The sequence below is a fragment of the Burkholderia sp. BCC1640 genome (assembly GCF_902833125.1).
Lineage (GTDB): Bacteria > Pseudomonadota > Gammaproteobacteria > Burkholderiales > Burkholderiaceae > Burkholderia > Burkholderia diffusa.
Map to the genome: position 1 here is coordinate 98772 of NZ_CADFEF010000021.1, position 25157 is coordinate 123928.

The 25157-nt window shown below is 69.5% G+C and carries 24 protein-coding genes; 8 read left to right on the forward strand and 16 right to left on the reverse strand.

Annotated features, from left to right (window positions below):
* Positions 1–64: 64 nt before the first annotated feature.
* From HWX25_RS22405 to HWX25_RS22425, 5 genes are all read right to left on the reverse strand, one after another.
* Positions 65–973: a carbohydrate kinase gene (locus HWX25_RS22405; RefSeq protein WP_175910575.1), complete on the reverse strand. Its 909-nt coding sequence runs from the start codon at positions 971–973 to the stop codon at positions 65–67.
* A complete protein-coding gene (locus HWX25_RS22410) occupies positions 970–2250 on the reverse strand; it encodes an AGE family epimerase/isomerase (protein WP_059691381.1) in 1281 nt (426 codons plus the stop codon). Before HWX25_RS22410 ends, HWX25_RS22405 begins: the two co-directional genes overlap by 4 nt.
* Positions 2247–3266 (reverse strand): LacI family DNA-binding transcriptional regulator, encoded by a 1020-nt coding sequence (locus tag HWX25_RS22415; RefSeq protein WP_059691382.1) that lies wholly within the window; start codon positions 3264–3266, stop codon positions 2247–2249. Before HWX25_RS22415 ends, HWX25_RS22410 begins: the two co-directional genes overlap by 4 nt.
* Before the next feature lie 335 nt (positions 3267–3601).
* Entirely contained in the window at positions 3602–5440 is a 1839-nt protein-coding gene (locus tag HWX25_RS22420; protein WP_175910577.1) for a phosphodiesterase, read from the reverse strand.
* A 324-nt stretch (positions 5441–5764) separates the two neighbouring features.
* The gene (locus tag HWX25_RS22425) at positions 5765–6808 is read right to left on the reverse strand and encodes a bile acid:sodium symporter family protein (RefSeq protein WP_175910579.1); all 1044 of its coding nucleotides are present in this window, start codon (positions 6806–6808) and stop codon (positions 5765–5767) included.
* A gap of 346 nt (positions 6809–7154) precedes the next feature.
* Between HWX25_RS22425 and HWX25_RS22430 the strand changes: the two genes are divergently transcribed.
* The 3 genes from HWX25_RS22430 (at position 7155) to HWX25_RS22440 (ending at position 10223) form a co-directional block, all read left to right on the forward strand.
* Positions 7155–7664, forward strand: a complete 510-nt coding sequence (locus HWX25_RS22430; RefSeq protein ID WP_175910601.1) for a peptide-binding protein — start codon at positions 7155–7157, stop codon at positions 7662–7664.
* 346 nt (positions 7665–8010) lie between these two features.
* Positions 8011–9087, forward strand: coding sequence for a porin (locus HWX25_RS22435; protein WP_059523888.1), 1077 nt, complete (start codon positions 8011–8013; stop codon positions 9085–9087).
* 173 nt (positions 9088–9260) lie between these two features.
* Positions 9261–10223: a LysR family transcriptional regulator gene (locus HWX25_RS22440; RefSeq protein WP_059523890.1), complete on the forward strand. Its 963-nt coding sequence runs from the start codon at positions 9261–9263 to the stop codon at positions 10221–10223.
* A gap of 108 nt (positions 10224–10331) precedes the next feature.
* Here the strand turns inward: HWX25_RS22440 and HWX25_RS22445 are convergent, their stop codons facing one another.
* The gene (locus tag HWX25_RS22445; RefSeq protein ID WP_175910580.1) at positions 10332–11291 is read right to left on the reverse strand and encodes a nitronate monooxygenase family protein; all 960 of its coding nucleotides are present in this window, start codon (positions 11289–11291) and stop codon (positions 10332–10334) included.
* 279 nt (positions 11292–11570) lie between these two features.
* Between HWX25_RS22445 and HWX25_RS22450 the strand changes: the two genes are divergently transcribed.
* Positions 11571–12467, forward strand: coding sequence for an alpha/beta hydrolase (locus tag HWX25_RS22450; RefSeq protein ID WP_059523894.1), 897 nt, complete (start codon positions 11571–11573; stop codon positions 12465–12467).
* A 48-nt stretch (positions 12468–12515) separates the two neighbouring features.
* On the opposite strand, the gene HWX25_RS22455 is transcribed toward HWX25_RS22450, so the two are convergent.
* Positions 12516–13010: an Lrp/AsnC family transcriptional regulator gene (locus tag HWX25_RS22455; RefSeq protein ID WP_059523896.1), complete on the reverse strand. Its 495-nt coding sequence runs from the start codon at positions 13008–13010 to the stop codon at positions 12516–12518.
* A gap of 113 nt (positions 13011–13123) precedes the next feature.
* On the opposite strand from HWX25_RS22455, the gene HWX25_RS22460 reads away from it, so the two are divergent.
* Positions 13124–14026: a DMT family transporter gene (locus HWX25_RS22460; RefSeq protein ID WP_175910582.1), complete on the forward strand. Its 903-nt coding sequence runs from the start codon at positions 13124–13126 to the stop codon at positions 14024–14026.
* A 220-nt stretch (positions 14027–14246) separates the two neighbouring features.
* On the opposite strand, the gene HWX25_RS22465 is transcribed toward HWX25_RS22460, so the two are convergent.
* The 5 genes from HWX25_RS22465 to HWX25_RS22485 are packed head-to-tail and all read right to left on the reverse strand — an operon-like array spanning position 14247 to position 17324.
* Complete coding sequence (locus HWX25_RS22465; RefSeq protein ID WP_006762224.1) at positions 14247–14453, reverse strand: DUF1289 domain-containing protein; 207 nt, start codon at positions 14451–14453, stop codon at positions 14247–14249.
* The gene (locus tag HWX25_RS22470; protein ID WP_059523903.1) at positions 14450–14956 is read right to left on the reverse strand and encodes a YbaK/EbsC family protein; all 507 of its coding nucleotides are present in this window, start codon (positions 14954–14956) and stop codon (positions 14450–14452) included. Before HWX25_RS22470 ends, HWX25_RS22465 begins: the two co-directional genes overlap by 4 nt.
* Before the next feature lie 22 nt (positions 14957–14978).
* Positions 14979–15911, reverse strand: a complete 933-nt coding sequence (locus HWX25_RS22475; RefSeq protein WP_059691385.1) for a hydroxymethylglutaryl-CoA lyase — start codon at positions 15909–15911, stop codon at positions 14979–14981.
* A 29-nt stretch (positions 15912–15940) separates the two neighbouring features.
* Complete coding sequence (locus HWX25_RS22480) at positions 15941–16882, reverse strand: glyoxylate/hydroxypyruvate reductase A (RefSeq protein ID WP_175910584.1); 942 nt, start codon at positions 16880–16882, stop codon at positions 15941–15943.
* 4 nt (positions 16883–16886) lie between these two features.
* Positions 16887–17324 (reverse strand): VOC family protein, encoded by a 438-nt coding sequence (locus HWX25_RS22485; protein WP_059599989.1) that lies wholly within the window; start codon positions 17322–17324, stop codon positions 16887–16889.
* Between the two features lie 233 nt (positions 17325–17557).
* Here HWX25_RS22485 and HWX25_RS22490 point away from each other — a divergent pair, with 233 nt between their 5' ends.
* Complete coding sequence (locus HWX25_RS22490; protein ID WP_059819874.1) at positions 17558–18181, forward strand: alpha/beta hydrolase; 624 nt, start codon at positions 17558–17560, stop codon at positions 18179–18181.
* A 54-nt stretch (positions 18182–18235) separates the two neighbouring features.
* Here the strand turns inward: HWX25_RS22490 and HWX25_RS22495 are convergent, their stop codons facing one another.
* From HWX25_RS22495 to HWX25_RS22505, 3 genes are all read right to left on the reverse strand, one after another.
* On the reverse strand, positions 18236–20356 hold the full coding sequence (locus HWX25_RS22495) for a phospholipase C, phosphocholine-specific (protein WP_175910586.1): 2121 nt from the start codon (positions 20354–20356) through the stop codon (positions 18236–18238).
* A 53-nt stretch (positions 20357–20409) separates the two neighbouring features.
* Positions 20410–20694, reverse strand: coding sequence for a hypothetical protein (locus tag HWX25_RS22500; protein WP_175910588.1), 285 nt, complete (start codon positions 20692–20694; stop codon positions 20410–20412).
* 177 nt (positions 20695–20871) lie between these two features.
* Positions 20872–21792: a LysR substrate-binding domain-containing protein gene (locus HWX25_RS22505; RefSeq protein ID WP_175910590.1), complete on the reverse strand. Its 921-nt coding sequence runs from the start codon at positions 21790–21792 to the stop codon at positions 20872–20874.
* 114 nt (positions 21793–21906) lie between these two features.
* Between HWX25_RS22505 and HWX25_RS22510 the strand changes: the two genes are divergently transcribed.
* Positions 21907–22545 (forward strand): glutathione S-transferase, encoded by a 639-nt coding sequence (locus HWX25_RS22510; protein ID WP_175910592.1) that lies wholly within the window; start codon positions 21907–21909, stop codon positions 22543–22545.
* Between the two features lie 97 nt (positions 22546–22642).
* Here the strand turns inward: HWX25_RS22510 and HWX25_RS22515 are convergent, their stop codons facing one another.
* A complete protein-coding gene (locus HWX25_RS22515; RefSeq protein ID WP_175910593.1) occupies positions 22643–23899 on the reverse strand; it encodes an MFS transporter in 1257 nt (418 codons plus the stop codon).
* A gap of 108 nt (positions 23900–24007) precedes the next feature.
* On the opposite strand from HWX25_RS22515, the gene HWX25_RS22520 reads away from it, so the two are divergent.
* Positions 24008–25081, forward strand: a complete 1074-nt coding sequence (locus HWX25_RS22520; protein ID WP_175910595.1) for a LysR substrate-binding domain-containing protein — start codon at positions 24008–24010, stop codon at positions 25079–25081.
* Positions 25082–25157: the final 76 nt, after the last annotated feature.

Below are 25157 nucleotides of genomic sequence, written 5' to 3' on the forward strand. Positions count from 1 at the left end.
CACTGCGGCGCAGCATGTACAGCGCCGCTAATCGGCGACCGATCAGCGCGCCGTCATCGTCCCGTCACCGTTCGAGCAGCGCGACGACCTCGTCGAGCGTCGGCGCATGCGCGCCCGTATGCCGGCACGCGGCGGCGCCCGCCGCGAGCGCGAACGCGAGATGCTCGCGCCACGACCGCTGCGGCGCGGCCATCAGGCTGAACAGCATGCCGCCGATCGACGCGTCGCCCGCGCCGACGGTATCGACCACCTCGACGCGCGGCGGACTGGCTTCGAGCACGTCGCCGTCCGCGTAAAGCGTCGCCGGCTGCGCCCCGCGCGTGACGAGCACCGCCGCGCGCGGATTCAGCGCGCGCACCGCGGCGACCTCATCCGGGCCGTCGCCGCCGAACAGGTGGCGCAGATCCTCGTCGGACACCTTGATCAGGTCGGCGAGCGCGGCCATCTTCTCGAGCGTCGGCCGGTACGCGGCCGTCATCAGGTTCCGGTAGTTCGGATCGAAGCTGATCTTCACGCCGCGCGCGTGCAGCTCCGCCGCGAGCGCGACGAGCGTGCCCGCGAGCGGTTCGCGCACGAGGCTGATGCAACCGAAGTGCGCCCACTTCACGTGTGCGGCCCAGCCGGCCGGCAGCCGCGCCGGGTCGAACGCGAGATCCGCGCTCGCTTCGCCGATGAAGAAGTACGCGGGCGGCCGCGTCTCATGGACGATCGCGAGCAGCGGCGCACGCGGCACGCGCTGCAGGAAGCGCAGGTCGAGCCCGGCCGCCTCGCTGGTGCGCCACAGCACGTCGGAGAAGCAGTCTTCGCCGATCGCGCCCGCGAGCGCGCTCGGCACGCCGAGCCGCGCGACCGCGCGCGCGACGTTCCAGCCGGCGCCGCCCGGCACCGAGGTCCACTGCGCGTCGCCCGCGCGCACCATGTCGGTCAGGATGTCGCCCGCCGACACGAAGGCCGGAAAGGTGCCGCCGCTCATTGCGTCGGCTCGCTGCGCGCCGCGCGCGCGAGGGTCGCGAGCACGTCGTAGCATGCGCCCATCGTGTGATAGTCGGTCTTGCCGGCCGGGCTTTTCTCGTCGCTGTACTTGCGGTTGTCGCAGGTGAGGATCCGGTACCACGCGCCGTAGCGGTGATCGACGAAATGCGCCCAGCTGTAGCGCCAGATCTCGTCGTACCAGTCCCAGAAGCGCTCGCTGCCGGTGCGCGCGCCGAGCATCGCGGCCGCCGCGAAGGTTTCCGCCTGCACCCAGAAATACTTGTTGTGGTCGCAGATCGTGAAGTCGGGGCCGAAGCCGTAGCAGAGGCCGCCGTGATCGGCGTCCCACGCATGCGTGAGCGCCGCATCGAACAGCTCGGCCGCGCGCGGCACGAGCCAGTCGAGCGGGCGGTGCCGCTCCAGGATCAGCAGCAGCTTCGCCCATTCGGTCTGGTGCCCGGGCTGGAAGCCCCACGGACGGAAGATGTTCGAGCTGTCTTCCTTGTTGTAGTCCCAGTCGACCGACCAGTCCGCATGGTAGTGCTCCCACACGAGGCCGCCCGACAGCGAAGCCTGGCGCTGCGTGATGTGGGTCGCGAGTTTTTCCGCGCGATCGAGATAGGTGAGATGGCCGGTCGCCTCGTATGCCGCGAGCAGCGCTTCCGTCATGTGCATGTTCGCGTTCTGGCCGCGGTACGACGACACGTTCCAGTTCGGCGTCGCGTCGTCCGCGTAGAGGCCGGCGGCCGCGTCCCAGAAGCGGTGCTCGGCGAGCTCGTAGGTCGACGCGATCAGCGCGCGCGCTTCGTCGATGCCGGCCATCGTCGCGTGCGCGGCGGCCAGCAGCACGAACGCGAGCCCGTAGCAGTGGCGCGTGCCGTCGAGCGTCGCGCGTTTCGTGCCGTCGCGCCAGTCGAGTTCCCAGTCGTAGCCCTGCAGCGCTTCGTCCCAGTGCGCGTCGCGCAGGAAGCGCAGCCCGTGGCGGGCGTAGTCGAGGTGGCGCGGATCGCCGAAATGCCGGTACGCCATCGCGTAGTTGAAGACGAACCGGCAACTGCTGACCAGGTGCCGCGACGTGCGGTTGTAGATGCTGCCGTCGTCGCGGAAGTAATGGTAGAAGCCGCCCGTCGGGTCGAACGCGTTCTGCGCGTAGAAGCGCAGCGTGTCCTCGATGTGCGACAGCAGGAACGACGGATCGCGGAAGCTCGCGACGAACGGTGCCGCTTGCGCGTGGGCGGCCGGCGCGGCCGTGCGGGATTGGACCGGGGGCATGTTCATGATTCGGTGACCGTGGCGGTATCGAGTGCCGGTGAGCCGGCGGGCTGGCTGCTGGCCCGTACGATCAGTTCGACGGGCAGGGAGATCTCGGTGCGCTCGGGCGATTCGGCGAGCAGCAGTTCGACGCCGCGGCGGCCGAGCGCTTCCTTGTCGACGGCGAGCGTCGTGAGCGGCGGATTCGCGTGCGCGGCGGCCGGGATGTCGTCGAAGCCGACGATCGCGATGTCTTCCGGAATCCGCACGCCGCGCGCGATGCACACGCGCTGCGCGGCCAGCGCGGCGGCGTCGTTGTACGCGAACACGGCGTCCGGGCGCGGGCCGGGCGCGTCGAGCAGTTGCTGCATCGCGCGCGCGGCGCCGGTGTCGGGGTCGAGCCCGGCGTCGATCGTCACTTCGTACGCGGGATCGAACAGCCGCCCGGCCTCGAAGAACGCGCGGCGATAGCCGATCGCGCGCTGCGCGATGCTGAAGTGCGCGGCCGAGCCGCCGATGAACGCGATCCGCGAGCGGCCGATGGCGAGCAGGTGGCGCATCGCGAGCGCCGCGCCCGTCGCGTTGTCGATGTTCACCGAGCGCAGGCCGGGCGCCCACAGGTCGATCAGCACGAGCGGCCGGCCGGTCGCGGCGAGCGCCTCGATCGTCTCGGGCTCGATGAAGCCGGCCACCGCGATCGCGTCGGGCGCATGCGGGCGCATCTGGCGCAGCACGTCGTCGTTGGGGCCGACCGTGAGCAGCGTCGGCACGATCCCGCGCTCGCGGCACGCGTCCTCGACGCCGTGCAGCACGTGCGAGAAGAACGGGCTGGCGGGAAAGCGGTTGTGCTGGCGGTGCAGCAGGAAGGTGAGCCGGCGGATGCGCGGGCGCAACTGGGCCGGGTCGTAGCCGAGCTGCTGCGCGATCTCGACGATGCGCGCCCGCGTGGCTTCCGACAGGCCCGGCTGGTTTTTCAGCGCGCGGGAGACGGTGCCGATCGAGACCTCTGCCGCCCGCGCTACGTCGCGAATGGTGGTGCCCATCGTTCGGGTCCGGTTTGTTTAGGGTGACGGCGATTGTATAGTAAAACGCCGAGCCAAATTCGGGCCGGATAACCGGGGAATACCCGGAAATAACGGGTTTTTACGCGCTAATCTGCGAAAACGACGTTACTAAAAATACTAAACAAAACGCGGAAAAGGCAAGGTGATCGCACGGAAAGGGGCGGTGCCGGAGGGGCGCACGCGTTCGGAGGCCCGGTCCGCGAGGGGCGGAGGCGGACGGCAGGCCGTTGCCGGCAATCGGGCGCGCGCGAGGCACCGTCGTCGCCGTCCTTGCCGGCCGGCAGCGCGCTTGCATCCGGCAACCGCCCGCCGGTTCAGCCCGCCGCCGCGTGCGGTGGCCCGCCGCGATCGCGCAGCGCCGCGCGGCCTGCATCGAGATCGACGACCGCGAGCCCGCCCGGCTGCTGTTTCGCGCGCCGCTTCGCGAGCGCCGCGACCGACGCGATCTCGTCGCTGCCGTAGCGCATCGCGCCGTTCGCACCGGCCGGCACGCCGACCGCGCCGATCGCCATCGTGACGAAACCGAAGAATGCGGGGTTGCCGTGGCGGTCCTCGCCGCGCAGCCCGCCCGCCAGCCGGTCGGCCTGCGTGTAGAAACGCTGCGCGCCGTCGTTGAAGCGCGCGATCGCGTCGGCCGCCCGCGCGTGCCAGTCGTCGCGCTGGAACAGCACGAGGAAATCGTCGCCGCCGACGTGCCCGAGAAAGTCGCGCTGCGGATCGCACACGCCGGCCAGCACCGTCGCCGCGAACTTCAGCACTTCGTCGCCCTGCCAGTAGCCGTACTGGTCGTTGAACGGCTTGAACTGGTTCAGGTCGACGTAGCACGCGTGGAAGCCGGCGTCGCGCGCCAGCAGGCGCTCGATGTGCGCGCTGATCGGGATGTTGCCGGGCAGGAAGGTCAGCGGATTCGCATAGCGCGCGGCCTCGATGCGCATCTCGGTCACCGCGCGCACGAGGCTCTCGCCGGTGCCGAGCCCGACGTAGCGGCCGTGCTCGGTGATCACGAAGCCGTCCGCGAGGTAGCGCTGGTCGTGGCTCGCGAGCAGCATCGCGAGCTGCTCGACCGTCGTCGCGTTGTCGATCATCAGCGGCGCGTCGTTCGCGAACTGCAGGCACGGCTTCTTTCCGAACACCTCGCGGTGGTAAGGCAGCGTGAAGCGGTCGATGAAGCCGCGCCGGTTCACGAGCGCGACCGGCTGCCCGCGTTCGACGAGCGCGACCGCGTGCAGGCCGGGCATCCGGTTGAACAGGTCGAGCACGTCGTTGCTGGTCGCGTCGCGCGGCAGCGCCGGCGCCGGGACGAGCATCTTCGCCGCGATCGTGCTTGCGGGCCGCACGGCGCGGGTCGCACCGGGGAACACCGCGATGTGCGGTGCGCGGATCGCGTCGCGCGCGGCCGGCGCGACGACCCGCGACGGTCGCGCATCCGGCCGGCCGAGCAGGAAGCCCTGCACGCAGCAGATGCCCATGTCCCGCACGACGATCAGGTCGCACTCGTTCTCGATCCCTTCCGCGATCAGCTTCGCGCCGCTCGCGTGCGCGAAGTGCTGCATCGCCCGGACCGCCTCGAACTTGAGCGGATCGCGCGCGATGTCGTGGATGAAGAAGCGATCGATCTTCACGACGTCCGGGTGCAGGCGCAGCCACAGGTTCATGCTCGCGTTCGCGGTGCCGTAGTCGTCGAGCGCGAACTGGATGCCGGCGTCGCGCAGCGATGCGACCGCCGGCCCGATGTGCGCGACGTCCGGCATCGCGGTCTGCTCGGTCAGCTCGATCACGATGCGCTCCGCGCCGACCCGCGCGCGGCCGAGCAGTTGCCGCGCGCGCGCGCGTTCGCGCGCGAGTTGCAGGATCGTGTTCGCGCTGAAGTTGAGGAACAGCTTGCCGTCGCAGCCGAGCGCGGCGAACGCGTCGAGGCAGGTGAGGGCGGCCGCCTGTTCGAGCGCGACGGTCGCGCCGTCGCGGGCGGCCTGCGCGAACAGCGCGGCCGGCGTCTCGAGGTCGGTGCCGCGCGGGCCGCGGATCAGGCCTTCGTAGCCGACGACCGTGCCCGACCCGAGGTCGACGATCGGCTGGAACACGGCCGCGAGCGCACGCTCCGCGATCAGGCGCGTGGTGGAGACGGCGGACGGGTCGGGATGAGGCGCGGACATGGGCGAGGGCGGCCGAGGCGACGGGACGCCCGACTTTAACGGCAGCGCGCGCGGAGAATTGAATGAAGATTTCGTGACGCGATGCGCGTCGATGGTGCATGCGTCGCGTGGGGGCGGTGGTGCGGCGGTGCGGTGAGGCGGAGAAAGCGGACGAAGCGGGAAGTGGGAAGTGGGAAGCGGGAAGCGGGAAGCGGGAAGTGGGAAGCGGGAAGCGGGAAGCGGGAAGCGGGAAGCGGGAAGCGGGAAGCGGGAAGCGGGAAGCGTAACGAGAAAGACGCGAATCCACCCGCGCGGCCAGCCATGCCGGCCGCGCAACCTGCCGCGTCAGCGTTTGCCCGCGCTCAGCGCGCCGCGTTCGCGTCCGGCACCGGCCGCACCCTCGTCGCCGTCACGCTCGCCGCGCATGTCGCGCGCCCCCCAGCGCTGCGCGAGTGCCGCGCACGCCATCAGCTGGATCTGGTGGAACAGCATCAGCGGCAGCACGATCGCGCCGACCGCCTGCGCGGAGAAGATCACCTTCGCCATCGGCACCCCGGCCGCGAGGCTCTTCTTCGAGCCGCAGAAGATGATCGTGATCTGGTCGGCGCGGTTGAAGCCGAGCCGCTTGCTGACGAAAGTGGTCAGCACCAGCGCGATCGCGAGCAGCACGACGTTGACGACCAGCAGGCCGCCGAGCGCGCGCGCCGGCATCTGGTGCGAGAGCCCCTGGTTCACGGCCTCGCTGAACGCGACGTAGACGACGAGCAGGATCGAGCCCTGGTCGACGAAGCGCAGCACGCCGCGATTGCGTTCGATCCAGCCGCCGATCACGGGCCGCAGCAGCTGGCCGGCGACGAACGGCACGAGCAACTGCATCACGATGCTCCCGACGGTGCTCCACGGCGACGCGGCCGCGGCCGACTGCGACGTGATCATCAGCCCGACGAGCGCCGGCGTCACGAAGATTCCGAGCAGGCTCGACGCGGATGCCGCGCACACGGCGGCCGGCACGTTGCCCTTCGCGATCGAGGTGAACGCGATCGACGACTGGACCGTCGACGGCAGCGTGCACAGAAACAGCACGCCGGCGTAGAGCGCCGGCGTGACGAGCGGCTGCAGCACGGGTTTCAGCGCGAGGCCGAGCAGCGGGAACAGCGCGAACGTGCTGAGCAGCACGACCGCATGCAGCCGCCAGTGGGTCGCGCCCGCGACGACGGCTTCGCGCGACAGCTTCGCGCCGTGCAGGAAGAACAGCAGGCCGACCGCGATGTTGGTCGCCCAGTTGAACGCGTGGGCGGCCGGACCGCGGCACGGCAGCAGGCTCGCGAGCACGACGGTGCCGACCAGCGCGAGCGTGAAGTTGTCGGGAAGAAAACGGGGACGGGCCATCGGGAACTCGATTCGGAAACGGCAGGCGCGCATGTCGCGCGCGCGAAGCCGATATTGTCCCGGTTGGTTATTCAATACACAAATTCATTGTGTGAATCGATTGATGAATCGACGGCATAGGGCGGCGCGCGCCAGAGAGGGGCGGCCGATGCGCAAAACGGCAGAAGAATGTTCTGCCGCGATTGCGCCCTGAAGTGAAAAAACCTAGCAGTAACATGGTGTTACACCGATGCCCGCGACCTAACACTTTTTGGCTCGACACCGTTTCGGGCCGCTCATAAATTACTGCTGAAAGGCTTGCGTCGGCCGGAAATGACCGGCGGCGAGCGGTAACAGGCACTGAATGATGACGGAACGGGTGAAACTGAAGGTCGGACGATGGGTGGCAGGCGTGCTCGGCGCACTGCTGATGCCGCTCGCGCTCGCGCAACCGCCGCACGGCGGTCAGGCGTTCGGCGGCGGTCACGGCTTCAGTCACGGCTTCGGTCGCGGTTTCGGTGGCGGCGACATGCGCGCTTTCGGCCAGCCGGCCGGCAACGCGCCGGTATGGCGCCGGGCGCTGCCGCCGGGCGGCGCGCGGGCCGGCGGCGTGAGCGGTTACGGTTCCCGCTGGGGGCTGCGGCCGACGCCGTCCTACGGCCATTACGCCGCGCAAAGCCCGTATCGTCCGATCAGCGCCGACTCCCGCCAGATGCCGCGCCCGCAGGGCGGCGGCAACGTGCCGCTGCGCGCCGGCTCGATCCGCGCCGATGTCGCGCGCTACAACGAGGAGCGCGGCGGCCGTCCGATGCCGCCCCCCCGCGCGCAGGAAGAACCTTCGCACTCGCCGTTTTTCTCCCCGTTCTACCGAAACTGAGCGCCCCGCGCGTTCGTCTCCCCGCCGGCGGTGATGCGAATTCGCCACAGTCGTGCGCATATTTCCGCTGATTTTCCCGCCGCATTGCGCTATCTTTCGCGCCCGGCACGCGCGCGCCCCGTGGCCGTCCCGTCGCGTGCCCGCTCCGCGCGCGGCCGCTGCGGCGCGCCTAGCCATGTGCCGATTCCGCGAAGTTAATGCCGCTGCTATACCCGCAATAAGTGTGCGCAATTTTGACCGGACGCACGATCCGTAAAGATGGCTGCGCCCCGAACGACGCAAGCAATCGGCTCCAAAAAACAACGCTCGCGCCACTTATCGACATTCGACAAAACCTGGAGATCCCATGAAAGCATTCGCTCGCCGTGCGTCGCGCACGTCCGTCAAGCTGATCGCCGCGGCCGCCTGCGTGGCCGCAACCGCACCCGTCCACGCGCAGTCGAGCGTCTCGCTCTACGGTCAGGTCGATGAATGGGTCGGCGCAACCAAGTTCCCGGGCGGCGATCGCGCATGGAACGTGTCGGGCGGCGGGATGTCGACGTCGTACTGGGGCCTGCACGGCGCAGAGGATCTCGGCAACGGCTACAAGGCGATCTTCACGCTGGAAAGCTTCTTCCGTGCGCAGAACGGCCAGTTCGGCCGCTTCCAGGGCGACACGTTCTTCGCGCGCAACGCATACGTCGGCGTCAGCTCGCCGTACGGCACGGTGACGGCAGGCCGCCTGACGACGCACCTGTTCCTGTCGACGATCCTGTTCAACCCGTTCTACGACTCGTACACCTTCTCGCCGATGGTGTACCACGTGTTCCTCGGCCTCGGCACGTTCCCGACCTATCCGAGCGACCAGGGCGCGGTCGGCGATTCGGGCTGGAACAACGCGCTGTCCTACACGTCGCCTTCGTTCGGTGGCCTGAATTTCGCGGCGATGTACGCGCTCGGCAACACGGCCGGCGACAACCGCTCGAAGAAGTGGAGCGCGCAGTTCAACTACGCGAACGGCCCGTTTGCCGCGACCGCCGTCTACCAGTACGTGAACTTCAACAACGGCCCGCAGGACCTGAGCTCGCTTGTGACCGGCATGAAGAGCCAGGGCATCGGGCTGGTCGGCGCGACCTACGACCTGAAGTACGTGAAGCTGTTCGGGCAGTACATGTATACGAAGAACGACCAGGTTGCCGGCAGCTGGCACGTGAACACCGCGCAGGGCGGCGTGTCGGTGCCGCTCGGCGTCGGCAACGCGATGGCGTCGTATGCATACTCGCGCGACGGCGGCGGCCTCGACCAGACGCGCCAGACCTGGGCCGTCGGCTACGACTATCCGCTGTCCAAGCGCACGGACGTCTACGCTGCCTACATGAACGACCACATCAGCGGCCTGTCGAGCGGCAACACGTTCGGCGCGGGCATTCGCGCGAAGTTCTGACGATTCGTTCGCCGGACACACACAGGCAGCGCGCGTCCCGCCTGCCGGTCTTCCGCCCCCGAAACGGCGCCGCTTCCCGCGGCGCCGTTTTGCCTTTGTTGACCTTCTTGTTTCCTTGCCTTTGTTACCCTATCTCGTAATTGCATGATTACCAGGAATTGCGAGCTAGTTCGATGGATACCCTCGTCAGCATGAATGTGTTTCGCTACGTCGTCGAAGTGGGCAGCTTCGTCGGCGCGGCCGAGCGCATGCAGATGTCGGCCGCGATGGCGAGCAAGCACGTGATGCATCTCGAGCAGCAGCTCGGCGCGCGGCTGCTGCATCGCACGACACGACGTGTCGCGCCGACCGAGGCGGGACGCGAATACTATGAGCGCCTCGTGCAGGCGCTGTCGGAACTCGACGAAGCCGGACAGGCGGTCGGCGCCGCGAGCGTCGTGCCGCAGGGCCGCCTGCGCGTGACGTCGCTGTCCGCGTTCGGATTGCGGCACGTGATGCAGGCCGTCACCGATTATGCGGGCCGGTTCCCGGACGTGACCGTCGACATGACGCTGTCCGATCGCGTGGTCGACCTGATCGAGGAAGGCTACGACGTCGCGGTGCGCGCGGCGCCGAACGGGCTGAAATCGTCGTCGCTGGTCGCGCGGCAGATCGCCACCGCACACATCCTGCTGGTCGCGTCACCCGAGTATCTGGAGAAGCACGGCACGCCTCAGACGATTGCCGATCTCGCGCATCACAATTACCTGCGCCGCGATTCGAATTCGACGATGCTCGATTCGCTGGTGATCGACGCGGCCGCCGCGTCGCGCGTGAACCTGAACGGCAACCTGATCGTGAACCATCTCGAGGGGCTGCGCGCGGCGGTGCTCGCCGGCGCGGGCATCGCGCTGCTCGGCACCGAAGTGATCGGCGACGACATCGAATCCGGCCGTCTCGTGCCGGTGCTGCTCGACTCGGTGCCGCCGCACGAGGCGCCGATCTACGCGGTGTATGCGAGCCGCCGCCACGTGTCCGCGAAGGTGCGCTCGTTCGTCGACTTCCTCGCCGCACGCTTCGAAGGGCAGTCGCTGTGCCCGTCGATCGAGGCGCGCCTGCGCGTGCTGCCGATCACGCGGATCAAGCGCGCAGGCTGACCGCCGTCTGCGGGCGGACATGAAAAAAGCGCGAGCCGTTGCGGTTCGCGCTTTTTTGTTTTTGCCCGACGTCATGCGCGGCGGCGGCGGCGCAATCCGCCGCCCGCGTCAGCGTGCGATGCCGAGCCGTGCCTTCGCGTCGTCGTACTCGCGCTTCAGCCGCTCGACGAGCGCGCCGACGCTCGGCAGGTCGTCCATCAGGCCGACGCCCTGGCCGGCACCCCAGATGTCCTTCCACGCCTTCGCCTTGTCGCCGCCGAAATTCATCTTCGACTTGTCCGATTCCGGCAGCGCGTCCGGATCGAGGCCGGCCTTCTCGATGCTCTCGCGAATGTAGTTGCCGTGCACGCCGGTGAAGAGGTTCGTGTAGATGATGTCGGACGATTTCGCGTTGACGATCGCGTGCTTGTAGTCCTCGACCGCGTGCGCTTCCTGCGTCGCGATGAAGCGCGTGCCCATGTACGCGAGGTCGGCGCCCATCGCCTGCGCGGCGAGGATCGAGCCGCCGTTCGCGATCGAGCCCGACAGCACGATCGGTCCGTCGAACATCTTGCGCACTTCGCCGACGAGCGCGAACGGCGACGTCGTGCCCGCGTGGCCGCCGGCGCCGGCCGCGACGAGGATCAGCCCGTCGACGCCGGCTTCGAGCGCCTTCTGCGCGTGGCGCAGGTTGATCACGTCGTGCAGCACGATGCCGCCATAACTGTGCACGGCGTCGACGATCTCGCGCGCCGGCGCGCGCAGGCTCGTGATGAAGATCGGCACCTTGTGGTCGACGCACACGCGCACGTCGTGCTCGAGCCGTACGTTCGACTGGTGGACGATCTGGTTGACCGCGATCGGGCCGATCACCGCATCCGGGTGCTTCGCCTTGTGGTCGGCGAGCTCGGACTGGATCTGCGTGAGCCACTCGTCGAGCAGTTCGGCCGGACGGGCGTTGAGCGCGGGAAATGATCCGACGATACCCGCCTTGCACTGTGCGAGCACGAGTTCGGGGTAGCTGACGATGAACATCGGCGACGCGATGACGGGCAGCGTCAGGTTCTGCAGGACGGCGGGCAATGCCATGTGATGTCTCCAGTCTCGAGGGGCGGCCGGATGCGGTGCTGTCGCGCCGATGCCGGCATCAATGCTTGGCGGTCGAACGGTGCTTCGAGTGTAGCGGTGCCGCGATGCGCTCATATTAATACGAACGGTCGTGCGATTCTACGCGAGCTTAGCAAACGGCGCGGCATGGCGACAATCGAGTGAGTGTTCTCTTTCTACGCATTCGGGCATCTGCCGCGCGCAGCAGTCGGCCGGGCGCTCCTACAATACCCGCCATAACAAACCAATGAGAAACAAACCATGTCGTTTGAGGCGTTTGCACCGTTTCGCGTGACGGTGCAGGACACCGACATCTTCGGTGTCAAAGGAGGCGCGGGGCCGCCGCTTCTGTTGCTGCACGGCCATCCGCAAACCCACATGATCTGGCATCGCGTCGCCGCGACGCTGGCGAATCACTTCACGGTGATCGCGACCGACCTGCGCGGCTACGGCGCGTCGGGCAAGCCGCCGAGCGACGCGCGGCATGCGCCGTATTCGAAACGCGCGATGGCGGCCGACCAGGTCGCCGTGATGCGGCATTTCGGTTTCGAGCAATTCCACGTCTGCGCGCACGATCGCGGCGCGCGCGTCGCGCACCGGCTCGCGCTCGATCATCCGGCGGCCGTCGAACGGATGATGCTGCTCGACATCGCGCCGACGCTCGCGATGTACGAACAGACCGACCGCGCGTTCGCGACCGCGTATTTCCACTGGTTCTTCCTGATCCAGCCGGCGCCGCTGCCCGAAACGCTGATCGAAGGCCGCACCGATGCGTACATCGAGCGCGTGATGGGCAACCGGTCCGCCGGGCTCGCGCCGTTCGCGCCGGAGGCGCTCGCCGCGTATCGCGCCGCGCTCGCGCAGCCGGGCGCAGTGCATGCGATGTGCGAGGACTACCGCGCGTCGGCGACGATCGATCTCGAGCACGACCGCGCGGATCTTGAGCGCGGCAACAAGGTCGCGTGCCCGCTGCGCGTGCTGTGGGGCGAAAACGGGATCGTCGGGCGCTGCTTCGATCCGCTCGACGAATGGCGGCGCGTCGCGCGCGACGTCAGCGGCCGCGCGCTCGATTGCGGGCACTACATTCCGGAGGAGGCGCCCGTCGCACTGATCGACGAGCTGCTGGCGTTCTTCGAGGCGCGCGACGCGGCCGCGTGAGCGACGCCACCCGCCGCGGCCAGCGCGGTGCTTGCCGCGTGGTGACGATCAGCGGCGCGTGGCGGCATCGTCGTCGACGAGCGGCGGCAGGCGGCGCGGCACCGGCGTCGATTTCACGATCGCCGTGCTCGTTTCCGCGCGCTCCGTCACCTTCGACAGGATGTCGTCGAGGTGCTCGATCGTGCGTAAATAGAGCCGGCAGATGAAGCAGTCCTCGCCGGTCACCTTGTCGCATTCGACGAACTCCGGAATCCGCCGCAACACTTCCTCGACGAGATGCAGCTGCCCCGGCAGCGGCTTTACGCGCACGATCGCCTGCAGCGTGTAGCCGAGCGCGCGCGGGTCGAGCTCGACGGTGAAACCCGCGATCACGCCCTGCGCTTCGAGCCGTCGCACGCGGTCGGCGGTCGCGGGCGCCGACAGCCCGATCTGGCGCGCCAGTTCGCTGGTGGCGATGCGCGCATCCTCGGCGAGCGCCGCGAGGATCGCGCGGTCGGTCGCGTCCAGCGACGCGACGGCGGGCGGGGAAAGGCGTTTCGACATGATCGCTTTGCTTTCGAAGGTGAATCGGTGTTTTCGCTTCAGTTTAGTCGTGGATGCGCGGAAAGCAAGTTCCTAGAATCGAAGTCATCCCCTCTCGTCAAACGGAGTCCATGATGGCCTCGAACGAAATCCGCCGCGGTGCCGCCGAGATGGTCGTCGCGATGATGATGTCCGGCACGATCGGCTGGCTCGTGATGTCGTCGCAGCAACCGCTCACCAACGTCGTGTTCTTCCGCTGCCTGTTCGGCGCCGCGACGCTCGCGATCGTCTGCGCGGCGCTCGGCTTCCTGCGCCGCGCGCTGTTCTCGCCGCGCATGCTCGTGCTCGCGACGCTCGGCAGCGTCGCGATCGTCGCGAACTGGCTGTTGCTGTTCGCCGCGTATTCGCGTGCGTCGATCTCGATGGCGACCGCCGTCTACAACACGCAGCCGTTCATGCTCGTCGCGCTCGGCGCGATCGTGTTCCGCGAACGGATCAGCGCGTCGACCATCGCGTGGCTCGCGCTCGCCTTCATCGGGCTCGTATGCGTGGTGCGCGTCGAGCCGGCCGTGCTCGCGGTGCCCGGCGAATATCTCGAAGGCGTCGCGCTGTCGCTCGGCGCGGCGTTCCTGTACGCGGTGTCGTCGATCGTCACGAAGCATCTGAAGGGCACGCCGCCGCACCTGCTCGCGCTGCTGCAGGCCGGCCTCGGCATCGTGCTGCTCGCGCCGTTCGCGCACTTCGACACGTTGCCCGCGACGGCCGCGCAGTGGGTCGATCTCGTCGTGCTCGGCGTCGTGAACACCGGCGTGATGTATGTGCTGCTGTACGGTGCGATCCAGAAGCTGCCGGTCGCGATGACGGGCGCGCTGTCGTTCGTCTATCCGGTCGTCGCGATCATCGTGGATCGCGTCGCGTTCGGGCAGACGCTCGCGTGGACGCAGGTGCTCGGCGCGCTGCTGATCCTGCTCGCGGCGGCCGGCGTGAACCTCGGCTGGCGCATCGTGCCCGCGCGTCGGGCGGCGGTCGGCAACTGAAACGGTCGTGCGTTTCGGCTTGTGGCTACGGCAGGTTGCCGACACCCGCCGGCGCCGCGTCCGGGAACGAAGGTTGCGTGCGCAAACCGCTGTAAGAAGTTGTAGGGAAACACCCGATGCGACGCTGCAGCGTCGCTCGTATGATGCGGGCTGTGACGTTGATCACGTTCACAGGATTCCGATCTCATGCCGTTCGCCAAGTAGGCCGAACGGCATTTTTTTATGCGCCGCTCCGCGCGAGCAGGCGCCGCCGCGCGTCAAGCCGTGCGAGCAACGCACGCCTCGCGTCGTCGTCCGACGCGCGCCATCCCTTGATCTCGTCGCGCGTGCGCAGGCAGCCCGCGCACCAGTCGGTGCGCGGATCGATCCTGCATACGTCGGTGCACGGCGACGCGACCGTCCCGACCGGTACCGGCACGTCGCTCATGCGTCGTTGCGCAGCGCGACGTCGGCGACCGGCGCGCCGGTCAGCGAGACGAGTTCCTGCGGCGACAGGTTGAACACCGCGTGCGGATGGCCGGCGGCCGCCCACAGGCTGTCCAGTTCGAGCAGGTCGGCGTCGATCAGCGTGACCGGTTCGACGAGATGGCCGATCGGGCAGACGCCGCCGATCGCGTAGCCGGTATTGTCGCGCACGAACTTCGCATCGGCGCGGCCGACCGCGCCAACTTGCGCGGCGACCTTCTTCTCGTCGACGCGGTTCGCGCCGCTCGCGACGACGAGCACCGGCAGGCCGTCCGATTCGCGGCGAAACAGAATCGACTTCGCGATCTGCGCGACCTCGCAGCCGAGCCCGGCCGCGGCTTCGGCGGAAGTCTTGCCGGTTTCGGCGAGCATCACGATCCCTTTCGCGTGCCCGCGTTCGCGCAGCAGCAGCGCGACGCGTCGCGCGGAATCGGGGAGAGAGTCGAATGAAGCGGGTGTCGTCATGGAGAATCCGTCAATGTCGGGGTCAGACGCAGCTCGGCGTGTCGGCCGCGCTCTGCGCCTTGGCGAGCAGCGCGCGACCGGCGCGCGACACGTTCGCGCGGCCGATCGCATGGGAGATGAAGTCGCCGGCGGCGACCACCTGCGCGAGGTCGATGCCGGTGTCGATGCCGAGGCCCTGCATCAGGTACAGCACGTCCTCGGTCGCGACGTTGCCGGTCGCGCCCTTCGCATACGGGCAGCCGCCGAGGCCGGCGACCGACGCGTGAAAGATCTCGATTCCTTCGAACAGCGCCGCGTAGATGTTCGCGAGCGCCTGGCCGTAGGTGTCGTGGAAGTGGCCCGACAGCCGCTCGCGCGGAAACACCCGCGTGACGGCCGACAGCACTTCGCGCGTGCGCTTCGGCGTGCCGACGCCGATCGTGTCGGCGATGTCGATCTCGTCGCAGCCGAGCGCGGCGAAGCGTTCGACGACGTCGACGACCGAGGCGACCGGCACCTCGCCCTGGTACGGGCAGCCGAGCGTGCACGACACGCTGCCGCGCAGCCGCAGGCCGGCATCCTTCGCGGCCTTCGCGACCGGCTCGAAGCGCGCGATGCTCTCGGCGATGCTGCAGTTGATGTTCCGCTGCGAGAACGCCTCGCTCGCCGCGCCGAAGATCACCACTTCGTCGGCACGCGCGGCGAGCGCGTTCTCGAAGCCTTTCAGGTTCGGCGTGAGCACCGAATACACGGTGCCCGCGCGCCGCTCGATGCCGGCCATCACGTCGGCGCCGTCGGCCATCTGCGGCACCCATTTCGGCGACACGAACGACGCCGCTTCGATATTGCGGAAGCCGGCGCGCGACAGCCGGTCGACGAGCGCGATCTTCACGTCGGTCGGCACGAAGGTCTTTTCGTTCTGCAGCCCGTCGCGCGGGCCGACTTCGACGATCTTGACGGCGGTGGGGAACGTCATGGTTGTCTCCAGTTTCGTATAGGCGGAATTCAGTAGCCGCGCGCGTAGTCGACGATGCCGCCGACGCGCTCGCCGCGCTCGAGCGCGCGGATCTTGCCGGCGATCTGCTCGACGGCTTCGTCGCGCAGCGTCTCGGCCGAGCTGTGCGGCGTGATCGTGATGCGCGGCGCGTGCCAGAACGGGTGGTCAACGGGCAGCGGCTCGTGCTGGAACACGTCGAGCGTCGCGGCGGCGATCCGGCCGCTCGCGAGCGCGTCGAGCAGGTCGGCCTCGACGAGATGTGCGCCGCGTGCGACGTTCACCAGGTACGCGCCCGGCGCCAGCTTCGCGAAGGTCCGTGCCGACAGGATTCCGTCGGTATCGCGCGTGCTCGGCAGCAGGTTCACGAGCACCTTCGCGCCGTCGATGCACGCGTCGAACGCGCCGTCGCCCGCGAAGGTCTCGACACCGTCGAGCCGTTTCGGGCTGCGGCTGTAGCCGCGCACCGGCAGGCCGAGCGCCGCGAGCGCCTGCGCGACCTGCGCGCCGAGCACGCCGAGACCGAGCACTGCGACGGTGAAACCCGCGCGCGGATGCGGCTCGAGCACCTGCCAGCGGCGTTCGCGCTGCAGCGCGTCGTATTCGTCGAAGCGGCGCAGGTAGCGCAGCACCGCATGCGTTACGTATTCGATCATCTGCCGCGCCATGCCCGAATCCTCGAGGCGCACCAGCGGCACGTCGCGCGGCAGCGTGCCGGGATGCGCGCGGTCGAGCGCGAGCAGCGCGTCGACGCCCGCGCCGAGATTGAAGATCGCGCGCAGGCCGTCGCGGGGCGCGAACAGCTCGCGCGGCGCGCGCCAGACGAGCGCGTAGTCGGCGGCGCCCGCGTCGCCCGGCTGCCACGCGCGCAGCTCGGCCTCGGGCAGCGCACGCGCGATCGCGTCGCGCCATGCGTCGGCTTCCTGATGCGGCGAGTAGAACAGGATCTTCATGCGCCTACTTCGCGAACAGCTGGCCGATGTCGGCGAACGCCTTGAACTCCAGCGCGTTGCCGCACGGATCGAGGAAGAACATCGTCGCCTGCTCGCCGACCTCGCCCTTGAAGCGGATGTGCGGCTCGATCACGAAGCGCGTGTGCGCGGCCTTGAGCTTGTCGGCGAGCGCCTGCCATTCATCCATCGACAGCACGACGCCGAAATGGCGCACGGGCACGTCGTCGCCGTCGACCGGGTTCACCGCGCTCTTGCCGGTTTCGTCCGGCGCGAGGTGCGCGACGAGCTGGTGCCCGAAGAAATCGAAGTCGACCCAGTGTTCCGAGCTGCGGCCTTCGGGGCAGCCGAGCAGGCCGCCGTAGAACGCGCGCGCGCCGGCGAGGCTCGACACGGGAAAGGCGAGATGGAACGGGCGCAGCGCGCCGGCGGGCGTAGCGGACATCGGGCGTCTCCTGTCGATCGGAACCGGCGCGGCAGCGCCCGGTTCGATCCGATGCAAGGCAAGCGGGAAGCCCACATTCTACGGTTTCGTGGCGCGTTGCGCCGCCGCGAGGCGGCCGGCCCGCGCCGCGCGGCCGTACCGCGCAAAAGCAAAGCACAAAATATTGGTTCGGCCGCCGCGCGCGGCACGCCACAATCGAATCCCGTCTTCAAGCAAAGCAAGCGAGGGCAATCATGCGCGCATGCAGCAAATCGGCGTGGCCGCCGCGGCTCGTGACCGTTCCGGGCCTGCACGGCAGCGAAGGCGCCCACTGGCAGACCTGGCTGGAGCGGCAGTTCCCGCGCTCGCTGCGGGTCGAACAGGCCGACTGGGATGCGCCGGATCTCGCGCGCTGGGCGCAATCCGTGCGCGCGCTGCTCGATCGCGAGCGCGGCCCGTTCGTGCTGGCCGCGCACAGCTTCGGCTGCCTCGCGGCCGCGCATGCGCTCGCGCAATGGCCGCAGGCGGCCGACGTCGCGGGCGTGCTGCTCGTCGCACCGGCCAGCCCGAAGAAATTCACCTTTGCCGGGCCGTTCGACGCGCGCCGGCTCGCGGTGCCGTCGATCGTGATCGGCAGCGAGACCGATCCGTGGATGCCGCTCGCCGATGCGCGCACGCTCGCGCGGCGGCTCGGCAGCGCGTTCGTCAATCTCGGCGACGCGGGACACATCAACACCGCGGCCGGCTTCGGGCCATGGCCGCGCGCGAAGTACTTCATCGACACGCTGGTGCACTGCGCGGCGCCGCTGCGCTTTCGCGACGCGGACGACGGCTTCGACGCCGCGCTCGTTGACCGCGCGCTCGCGCACGCGATCTGACACTCACGCGCACGCGCTGCGCGGCGAGGGCCGCTTTGCGCGTGCGCGCTGCGCTTACGACGCGGAAACGGGCCGCACCGCGGCCGGATCCGAGTAGCTCGGCCGGCCGTTCTCGACGTGGCCCGCGAAGCGGCGCGAGAACGTGCCGTTCGCGCCGTCGCTCACCGTCACGTCATACCAGTGATGGCTCGACGCGAGCGCCCATTGCTCGACGTGTTCGTCGCCGCCGTGCAGCGTCACCTGGCGCGCGGGCGTGCCGTATGCGTTGTCGGCCAGCGTCAGCGTCACGTGGCCCGCGCCATGGTTGCGCAGCTTCAGGTACAGGTTGCCGTTCGCGATGTCGTAGCCGGCCTTCACTTCCGGCTGCGCATGGTTGCGGCGGCGCGCCGTCGCGGCCGACACGTTGCCCGCGAACATCCGCACGAAGCCGTTCGGCCCATACACCGAGAACGCATACGCGCCGTTCGTCTCCGTCAGGTCGAAGTCCGCGTGCAGCACGCGGCGCGCGCCGACCGTGTAGCGCCACGGGCCGTCGGTGCGGTTCGTCGCGTACACCTGGAAGTGCGCGCCCTGGTTGCCGCGGTTCGCGAACTCGATGCGCAGCGTGTTGCCGCTGTAGATGCTCGCGTTCACATGCAGTTCGTACGGCAGCGCGCGCGCGGGCCGCACGCCGGGTTCCTGCGGATCGATCGGCGACGGCGTCGCGGGCACGGTCGGCGCGGGTTGCGACGTGCATTGCTGGTCGGCGATCGAGCGGTACTGGCTCGTGTCGGGCAGCGTCGGGAACGACGCGTCGGACGAGCGGAAGTCGAACGCGGCGGTGAGGTCGCCGCAGACGGTCCGGCGCCACGGCGTGATGTTCGGTTCGTCGACGCCGAAGCGCTCGCCGATGAAGCGGATCACCGACGTGTGGTCGAACACCTGCGAGCACACGAAGCCGCCTTTCGACCACGGCGACACGACCGTCATCGGCACGCGCGGCCCGAGGCCGTACGGGAGGCCGTCGGCCGTATAGCTGCCGCCGCGGCCGGGATTCACGACCGTGTGCAGCTCGCCGTCGGTGGTTACGGTCGATGCGCCCTGCGCGGCCGACGTCGGCGGCTGCGGCGGCACGACGTGATCGAAGAAGCCGTCGTTCTCGTCGTACATGATGAACAGCACGGTCTTCGCCCACACGTCCGGATTTGCCGTGAGCGCGTCGAGGATCTGCGACGTGTAGTTCGCGCCGTATGCCGGCGTGTATTTCGGGTGCTCGGAGAACACGGCGGGCGGCAGCAGCCACGACACCTGCGGCAGGCGGTCGTTGATCACGTCGTCCTTCAGGTTGTCGAGCGTGCGCACCGTCTGCGCGCGCTGGTACAGCGACGAGCCCGGCTTCGCGTTGATGAAGTTCGTGAAGTTCTGCAGGATGTTCGTGCCGTAGTTGCCGTTGTACGGATCGGCCCACGTCAGCCCCTGCTGGTAGATCTGCCACGACACGCCGCGCGCCTCGAGCCGTTCGGGGAAGGTCGTCCACGACAGCAGCTGGTACGCGGGCGGCAGGTCGCCGTCGACGTAGTCGGCGTTGTCGAGCAGCGGGCCGCCGAACTTGCCGGTCGGGTCGACGGTGCCCGTCATCAGGTACGAGCGGTTCGGGTGCGTCGGCCCCGGCAGCGAGCAGAAGTAGTTGTCGCACACGGTGAACGCATCGGCGAGCGCGTAGTGGAACGGGATGTCCTCGCGCACGTGATAGCCCATCGTCATGTCGGTCTTGTTCGCGGGCCACTGATCGTAGCGGCCGCCGTCGATCGCCGCGTGGGTCTTCGCCCACGAGTGGTCGAGCGCGCCGAGGCACTGCGCGCTGGTCGTCTTCGTGTCCAGCCGGAACGGCAGCACGGGCTTCGCCGGGTCTTCCTTCGACGGCTGGTACCACACCGGCTTGCCGTTCGGCAGCGGGATCGGGAAGCGGTCGTTGTAGCCGCGCACGCCGCGCAGGTGTCCGAAGTAATGGTCGAACGAACGGTTTTCCTGCATGAACACGACGATGTGCGCGACATCGCGGATCGTGCCGGTGCCGCGCGCGGCCGGAATCGCGAGCGCGCGGCGGATCGACTCGGGGAACGCGTTAAGCGCGACGGCCGCGCCCGCGGATTGTGCGACGGTATGCAGGAAACGGCGGCGGCTGGATGACGTCATGTTATTTCACCTCGGTTCTGCGATCGGGGGGGGCAGGGACAGGAACGGCGGGATCAGTGCGCCGACGATGCGGCGACGCCGGACGCGCCCGCGTTCGCCGCGGGCTTCGTGTCGTCGTCATCGTCGGGCGGGTAGTGGACGACGGGCGGCGCGAGCGGTGCGGCATCGGACGCGGCGGCGTGCGCGCCCGCATCGCTGTTGAACGCGCTCGCGGAGCCGGGCGATGCGCCGGCCTGTTGGGAGGCGTCGGCCGTGTGCGCGTCGTGCGGCGCGTCGTCGCTGCAGGCGGCGATGACGGTGGCGGCACATAGAACGACGACGAGGGCAACGCGACGCATGACTTCTCTCCTGGCAGGCGGATCGGGAAACGTTTTCGAGTATGCCGGTGCGATGCGACGATTCGGTGAATCGTTTGCGACCGGAGCATGATCGCGAACGGCTTTCGTCGAGCCGACTAAATGCTTTCGCGCGCGTTGTGCTTTCGCGCGCTTCGCCGCGCAGGCGGGCGCCGTGTGTCAGCGGCGCGGCGTCCGGCGCCGCACTTCGCTGCGCAGCCAGTCGAGCCACGTACGGATCGCCGCTTCGCGCGGATGATCGGGGCGCCACACCACGTAGTGCGCATACACGTCGGTCACGCGCACCGTCGACACGCGCACGAGCGTGCCGGCGGCGAGTTCGGGTTCGATCAGCGAGCGGCGTGCGAGCGCGACGCCGCGTCCTTTCAGCGTCGCGTCGATCAATGCGTTCGCGTCGGTGAAGCGCGGCGCGCGCGCGGATTCGGTCAGGTCGAGCCGCGCGGCCTGGAACCACGGTTCCCAAGGCTGCGCGGGATGGCGCAGCAGCGTCGCGCGCACGAGATCGGCAGGCGCGCGCGGCGCGATGCCGTCGCGATTGCGATACGCGGGGCTCGCGACCGGGAACACCGTCTCGTTCATCAGCTTCTCGGCGACGACGCCCGGCCAGCTGCCGGGCCCGTAGCGCAGCGCGACGTCGATGCGGTCGCGCTTGCGCAGCGGCGCGAGCGCCGCGTCTGGATGCAGCACGATCGCGATGTGCGGATGCGCGGCCGCGAAGCGCGGCAGGCGTGGCACGAGCCAGCGCTCGGCGACGCTCGGCAGCACGCTCACGTTCAGCGTGACGTCGCAGATACGCGGGCGGCTGCGCGCGGCGAGCGCCGGCTCGAACGCGCGTTCGAGCACACTCAGGCCCTGGCGCACCTGCAGCACGAGCGCATGCGCGGCATGAGTCGGCGTCGCGCCGCTGCGCTCGCGCGTGAACAGCGGATGGCCGAGCTGCGCTTCGAGCGCGCGGATGTGCTGGCTGACCGCGCCCTGCGTGAGCGCGAGTTCGTCGGCCGCGCGCGTGAAGCTCTGCAGCCGCACGGCGGCTTCGAACGCACGCAACGTCTGCAGCGGGGGAAGGTGAATGCGTCGCATCGCGCATTAGTATCACTAATGTCCGAGCACGACAATTCATCGTTTGCGGCGGCGGTCGATGCGTTCCTACACTCGGTGCCGTCTTTCATCAGGTGCCCACCGGGCAACGCCATCATGAACGCCTATCGTCTCTATCTTTCTCCGGGCGCATGTTCGCTCGCCGCTCACATCGCGCTCGAGGAAACCGGCGTGCCGTTCGACATCGAGGTCGTGTCCGTGCGCGAGCAGCAGAACCTCGATGCGCGTTATCTCGCGATCAACCCGAAGGCGCGCGTGCCCGTGCTCGCGATTCCGGGCGAGCCGCGCGTGCTGACCGAAACGCCCGCGATCCTCACGTATCTCGCGCGCCGTCATCCGGACGCGCGGTTGCTGCCGCTCGACGATCCGCTGCGCGAGGCGCGCTGTCACGAATGGCTCGCCTGGCTGGTCGGCTGGGTGCATGGCGTCGGCTACGGCACGCTGTGGCGGCCGGGGCGCTTCATCAGCGATCCGGCGCTGCACGGTGCGGTCAGCGCGCACGGGCGTGACGTGATCGATGCGGCGAACGCCACGATCGAAGCCGCGCTCGCCGACGGACGCACGTGGGCCGAGCCGGGCGGCCATTCGATTGTCGATCCGTTCCTGCTGGTGCTGTATCGCTGGGGCGTGGCGATCGGGCTCGACATGGCGCGGCATCCCGCGTGGACCGCGCACGCGCAGCGCGAGGCCGAGCGGCCGGCCGCGCGGCGTGCGCTGGCGCGCGAGGCGGCATGACGGTGGGCGGACGTCGTGGCATGCGCGCGACGGGCTGCATGCATGTGCCGCAAGCAGGACGGCGTCCGCGCGTGCCGCGCGCTGGCGATCGTGGTCGTTACCGCGCGAACAGCGGCCAGGTCGCAGCCGCGATCAGCGCGGCCGCGAGCCAGACCACGCTCCACGAACTGACGGCGAGCAGCGGCGGAATCGCGAGCGGCGTCGCGAACAGCCCGAGATAGACGATCGTGTTCGCCATCCCGAGCGCGGTGCCGGCGTGGTTCGCGCCCGCGAGCGTCGCGAGTTCCGTATACGCGACGCCGTGCCACGCCGACACGCAGATGCCGGCGAACACGAGGATCGCGACGATCGCGGCGAGCGGCACGTGCGGGCTGCCGGCGGTGGCGGCCGCGAGCAGCGCGAACGAACCGGCCGCGACGCACACCGACCCGCGCAGGTACGCCCGCCGGTTGCCGTGCCGGTCGGTATGGCGGCCGCTCCACACGCGCATCACCATCGCGCCGAGCTGCAGCGCGACCATCGCCGCGCTGATGCCGGCCAGGCCGAGCCGGCCGAAATCGTGCAGGAACACGGTCGCGAATGTGAGCACCGCGAACTGCGGCGCACACAGCGCGCCGATGCCGAGCACGATGCGCCACACGCGGCCGCTCGCAAGCGGGCTGCGCGCGGGCGCGGCCGGCTGCTGCTGCGCGACGGGGCGGTGCGCGCCGGCCGGCGCCTCGGGCGGTTCGTGCAGCCAGCGCCACGTCAGCGCGGCCGATCCGGCGCACAGCAGCATCAACGCGCCGTACACCGCGGCGAAGCCCGCATGCGACGCGAGCGACGGCAGCAGCGCCGCGCCGACACCGCCGCCGAGCGGCACGGCCGTCTGGCGGATGCTCATCGCGAGCCCGCGTTCGCGCTCGCCGAACCAGCGCATCACCGCGCGTCCGCTCGATCCGTTCACGCTGCCGCCGAGCAGGCCGACGCAGCACATCGCCGCGACGACACGCGTGAGCGGCGGCACCGCGTGCGCGGTCGGGACGATCGTGGCCACCATCAGCGCAAGCATCGCGGCCGTCGCGACGAGGCCCGTGAGCAGCACGCGGCGATCGCCGAAGCGGTCGGCGGCGATCCCCCACGGCAACTCCGACAGCGCGACGCCGAAGCCGAGCGCGCCGAGCACGAGGCCGAGCGCGCCGTTGTCGAGGTGATAGGCCGAGCGCATCCACACGGCGGTGGTCGGAATGCCGGCCGCGGCCGCGGAAAAGCTCATGTTCGCGGCGACGCCGGCCGCGAGCACGCGCCAGCGATGGGCCGGGCCGCGCGCGGCGTGCGCGGGCGAGGACGGGGAAGCGAGGCAGGAGGTATCCATGACGACAGGGCCCGTTCGGGAAATTGACATCGTCAGTGTGGCGATCTACATTCATCCCGAAAATCGGAAAGTTTTTGATGAATCGTTCGATAAAACGGGATGATTGAAATGTCCGGACAAGACAATGCCCACGGCGCGGCGGCGCTCGCGGCACCCGACGCCACGCTGGCCCGGCCGAACTTCGACGTCGCGGCGTTGCGCAGCCTGGTGGCGGGCGTGGATCTCGGCAGCTTCGCGAAGGCCGCCGATCGCGTCGCGCGTTCGTCGTCGGCGGTGAGCGCGCAGATCCGCAAGCTCGAGGAACAGGCCGGCACGCCGTTGTTCGTGAAGGCCGGGCGCGGGCTCGCGCTGACCGACGCCGGCGACGCGATGCTGCGCTATGCGCGGCGGATGATCGAGCTGAACGACGAAGCGGCCGCGGCGGTGCGCGGCGTGAATCTCGACGGCTGGGTGCGGGTCGGCCTGCAGGAGGACTTCGGCGAAGCGATCCTGCCCGACGTGCTCGGGCGTTTCGCGCGGGCGCATCCGAAGGTGAGGATCGAGGCGCGCGTCGCGCGCAATGCCGAGTTGCTCGAGCGGCTCGACGCGAACCAGCTCGATCTCGCGCTCGTGTGGGGCGATCCGGCGTCGGCGACACTGGTGTCGCGCGCGGGCATCGACAGCGACGCGATCGCGCAGGTGCCGATGCAGTGGATCGCGGCGGTCGGCGCGAGCGGCTTCGGGATGCCGGACGGCGACGGGCCGGCGGACGCGGCCGACGATGGCGGCGCGCGCCTTCGTGCGATGTGCGCGTCGGGCGAGCCGTTGCCGCTCGTCGTGTTCGACCGGCCGTGCCGCTTCTTCGGCGCGGCGACCGATGCGCTCGATCGCGCGGACGTGCCGTGGCGCGTCGCGTTCACGACGCCGAGCCTGGCCGGGCTGTGGGCCGCGGCGGCGGCCGGCCTCGGGCTGACGGTGCGCTCGCACTACGGGCTGCCCGCGTCGGTGCGCGTGCTCGACGCGGCGGCGTCCGGGCTGCCGGCGTTGCCGAGCCTGCCGCTGATGCTGCTGCGGCGTACGTCGTCGGCGACGCCGACCGTCGAGCGGCTCGCGCGGATCGTCACGCAGGCGGTGCGGGACGCGACGGCGGGGGAGTGCCCCTATGTGTTTCGTCAAGCGGTAGGGGCTGACTTGGGTTGGTAAATGGTGCCGTCGCGCAGCATGGCGAACAGGACGTCACAGCGTCGCCGTGCGAGCGCGATGAGCGCTTGGTTGTGGC

Excerpts from the sequence above, each read along its gene's own strand:
- HWX25_RS22405 (WP_175910575.1), bottom strand. The coding sequence starts at position 973 with ATGAGCGGCGGCACCTTTCCGGCCTTCGTGTCGGCGGGCGACATCCTG.
- HWX25_RS22410 (WP_059691381.1), bottom strand. The coding sequence starts at position 2,250 with ATGAACATGCCCCCGGTCCAATCCCGCACGGCCGCGCCGGCCGCCCAC.
- HWX25_RS22415 (WP_059691382.1), bottom strand. The coding sequence starts at position 3,266 with ATGGGCACCACCATTCGCGACGTAGCGCGGGCGGCAGAGGTCTCGATC.
- HWX25_RS22420 (WP_175910577.1), bottom strand. The coding sequence starts at position 5,440 with ATGTCCGCGCCTCATCCCGACCCGTCCGCCGTCTCCACCACGCGCCTG.
- HWX25_RS22425 (WP_175910579.1), bottom strand. The coding sequence starts at position 6,808 with ATGGCCCGTCCCCGTTTTCTTCCCGACAACTTCACGCTCGCGCTGGTC.
- HWX25_RS22430 (WP_175910601.1), top strand. The coding sequence starts at position 7,155 with ATGACGGAACGGGTGAAACTGAAGGTCGGACGATGGGTGGCAGGCGTG.
- HWX25_RS22435 (WP_059523888.1), top strand. The coding sequence starts at position 8,011 with ATGAAAGCATTCGCTCGCCGTGCGTCGCGCACGTCCGTCAAGCTGATC.
- HWX25_RS22440 (WP_059523890.1), top strand. The coding sequence starts at position 9,261 with ATGGATACCCTCGTCAGCATGAATGTGTTTCGCTACGTCGTCGAAGTG.
- HWX25_RS22445 (WP_175910580.1), bottom strand. The coding sequence starts at position 11,291 with ATGGCATTGCCCGCCGTCCTGCAGAACCTGACGCTGCCCGTCATCGCG.
- HWX25_RS22450 (WP_059523894.1), top strand. The coding sequence starts at position 11,571 with ATGTCGTTTGAGGCGTTTGCACCGTTTCGCGTGACGGTGCAGGACACC.
- HWX25_RS22455 (WP_059523896.1), bottom strand. The coding sequence starts at position 13,010 with ATGTCGAAACGCCTTTCCCCGCCCGCCGTCGCGTCGCTGGACGCGACC.
- HWX25_RS22460 (WP_175910582.1), top strand. The coding sequence starts at position 13,124 with ATGGCCTCGAACGAAATCCGCCGCGGTGCCGCCGAGATGGTCGTCGCG.
- HWX25_RS22465 (WP_006762224.1), bottom strand. The coding sequence starts at position 14,453 with ATGAGCGACGTGCCGGTACCGGTCGGGACGGTCGCGTCGCCGTGCACC.
- HWX25_RS22470 (WP_059523903.1), bottom strand. The coding sequence starts at position 14,956 with ATGACGACACCCGCTTCATTCGACTCTCTCCCCGATTCCGCGCGACGC.
- HWX25_RS22475 (WP_059691385.1), bottom strand. The coding sequence starts at position 15,911 with ATGACGTTCCCCACCGCCGTCAAGATCGTCGAAGTCGGCCCGCGCGAC.
- HWX25_RS22480 (WP_175910584.1), bottom strand. The coding sequence starts at position 16,882 with ATGAAGATCCTGTTCTACTCGCCGCATCAGGAAGCCGACGCATGGCGC.
- HWX25_RS22485 (WP_059599989.1), bottom strand. The coding sequence starts at position 17,324 with ATGTCCGCTACGCCCGCCGGCGCGCTGCGCCCGTTCCATCTCGCCTTT.
- HWX25_RS22490 (WP_059819874.1), top strand. The coding sequence starts at position 17,558 with ATGCGCGCATGCAGCAAATCGGCGTGGCCGCCGCGGCTCGTGACCGTT.
- HWX25_RS22495 (WP_175910586.1), bottom strand. The coding sequence starts at position 20,356 with ATGACGTCATCCAGCCGCCGCCGTTTCCTGCATACCGTCGCACAATCC.
- HWX25_RS22500 (WP_175910588.1), bottom strand. The coding sequence starts at position 20,694 with ATGCGTCGCGTTGCCCTCGTCGTCGTTCTATGTGCCGCCACCGTCATC.
- HWX25_RS22505 (WP_175910590.1), bottom strand. The coding sequence starts at position 21,792 with ATGCGACGCATTCACCTTCCCCCGCTGCAGACGTTGCGTGCGTTCGAA.
- HWX25_RS22510 (WP_175910592.1), top strand. The coding sequence starts at position 21,907 with ATGAACGCCTATCGTCTCTATCTTTCTCCGGGCGCATGTTCGCTCGCC.
- HWX25_RS22515 (WP_175910593.1), bottom strand. The coding sequence starts at position 23,899 with ATGGATACCTCCTGCCTCGCTTCCCCGTCCTCGCCCGCGCACGCCGCG.
- HWX25_RS22520 (WP_175910595.1), top strand. The coding sequence starts at position 24,008 with ATGTCCGGACAAGACAATGCCCACGGCGCGGCGGCGCTCGCGGCACCC.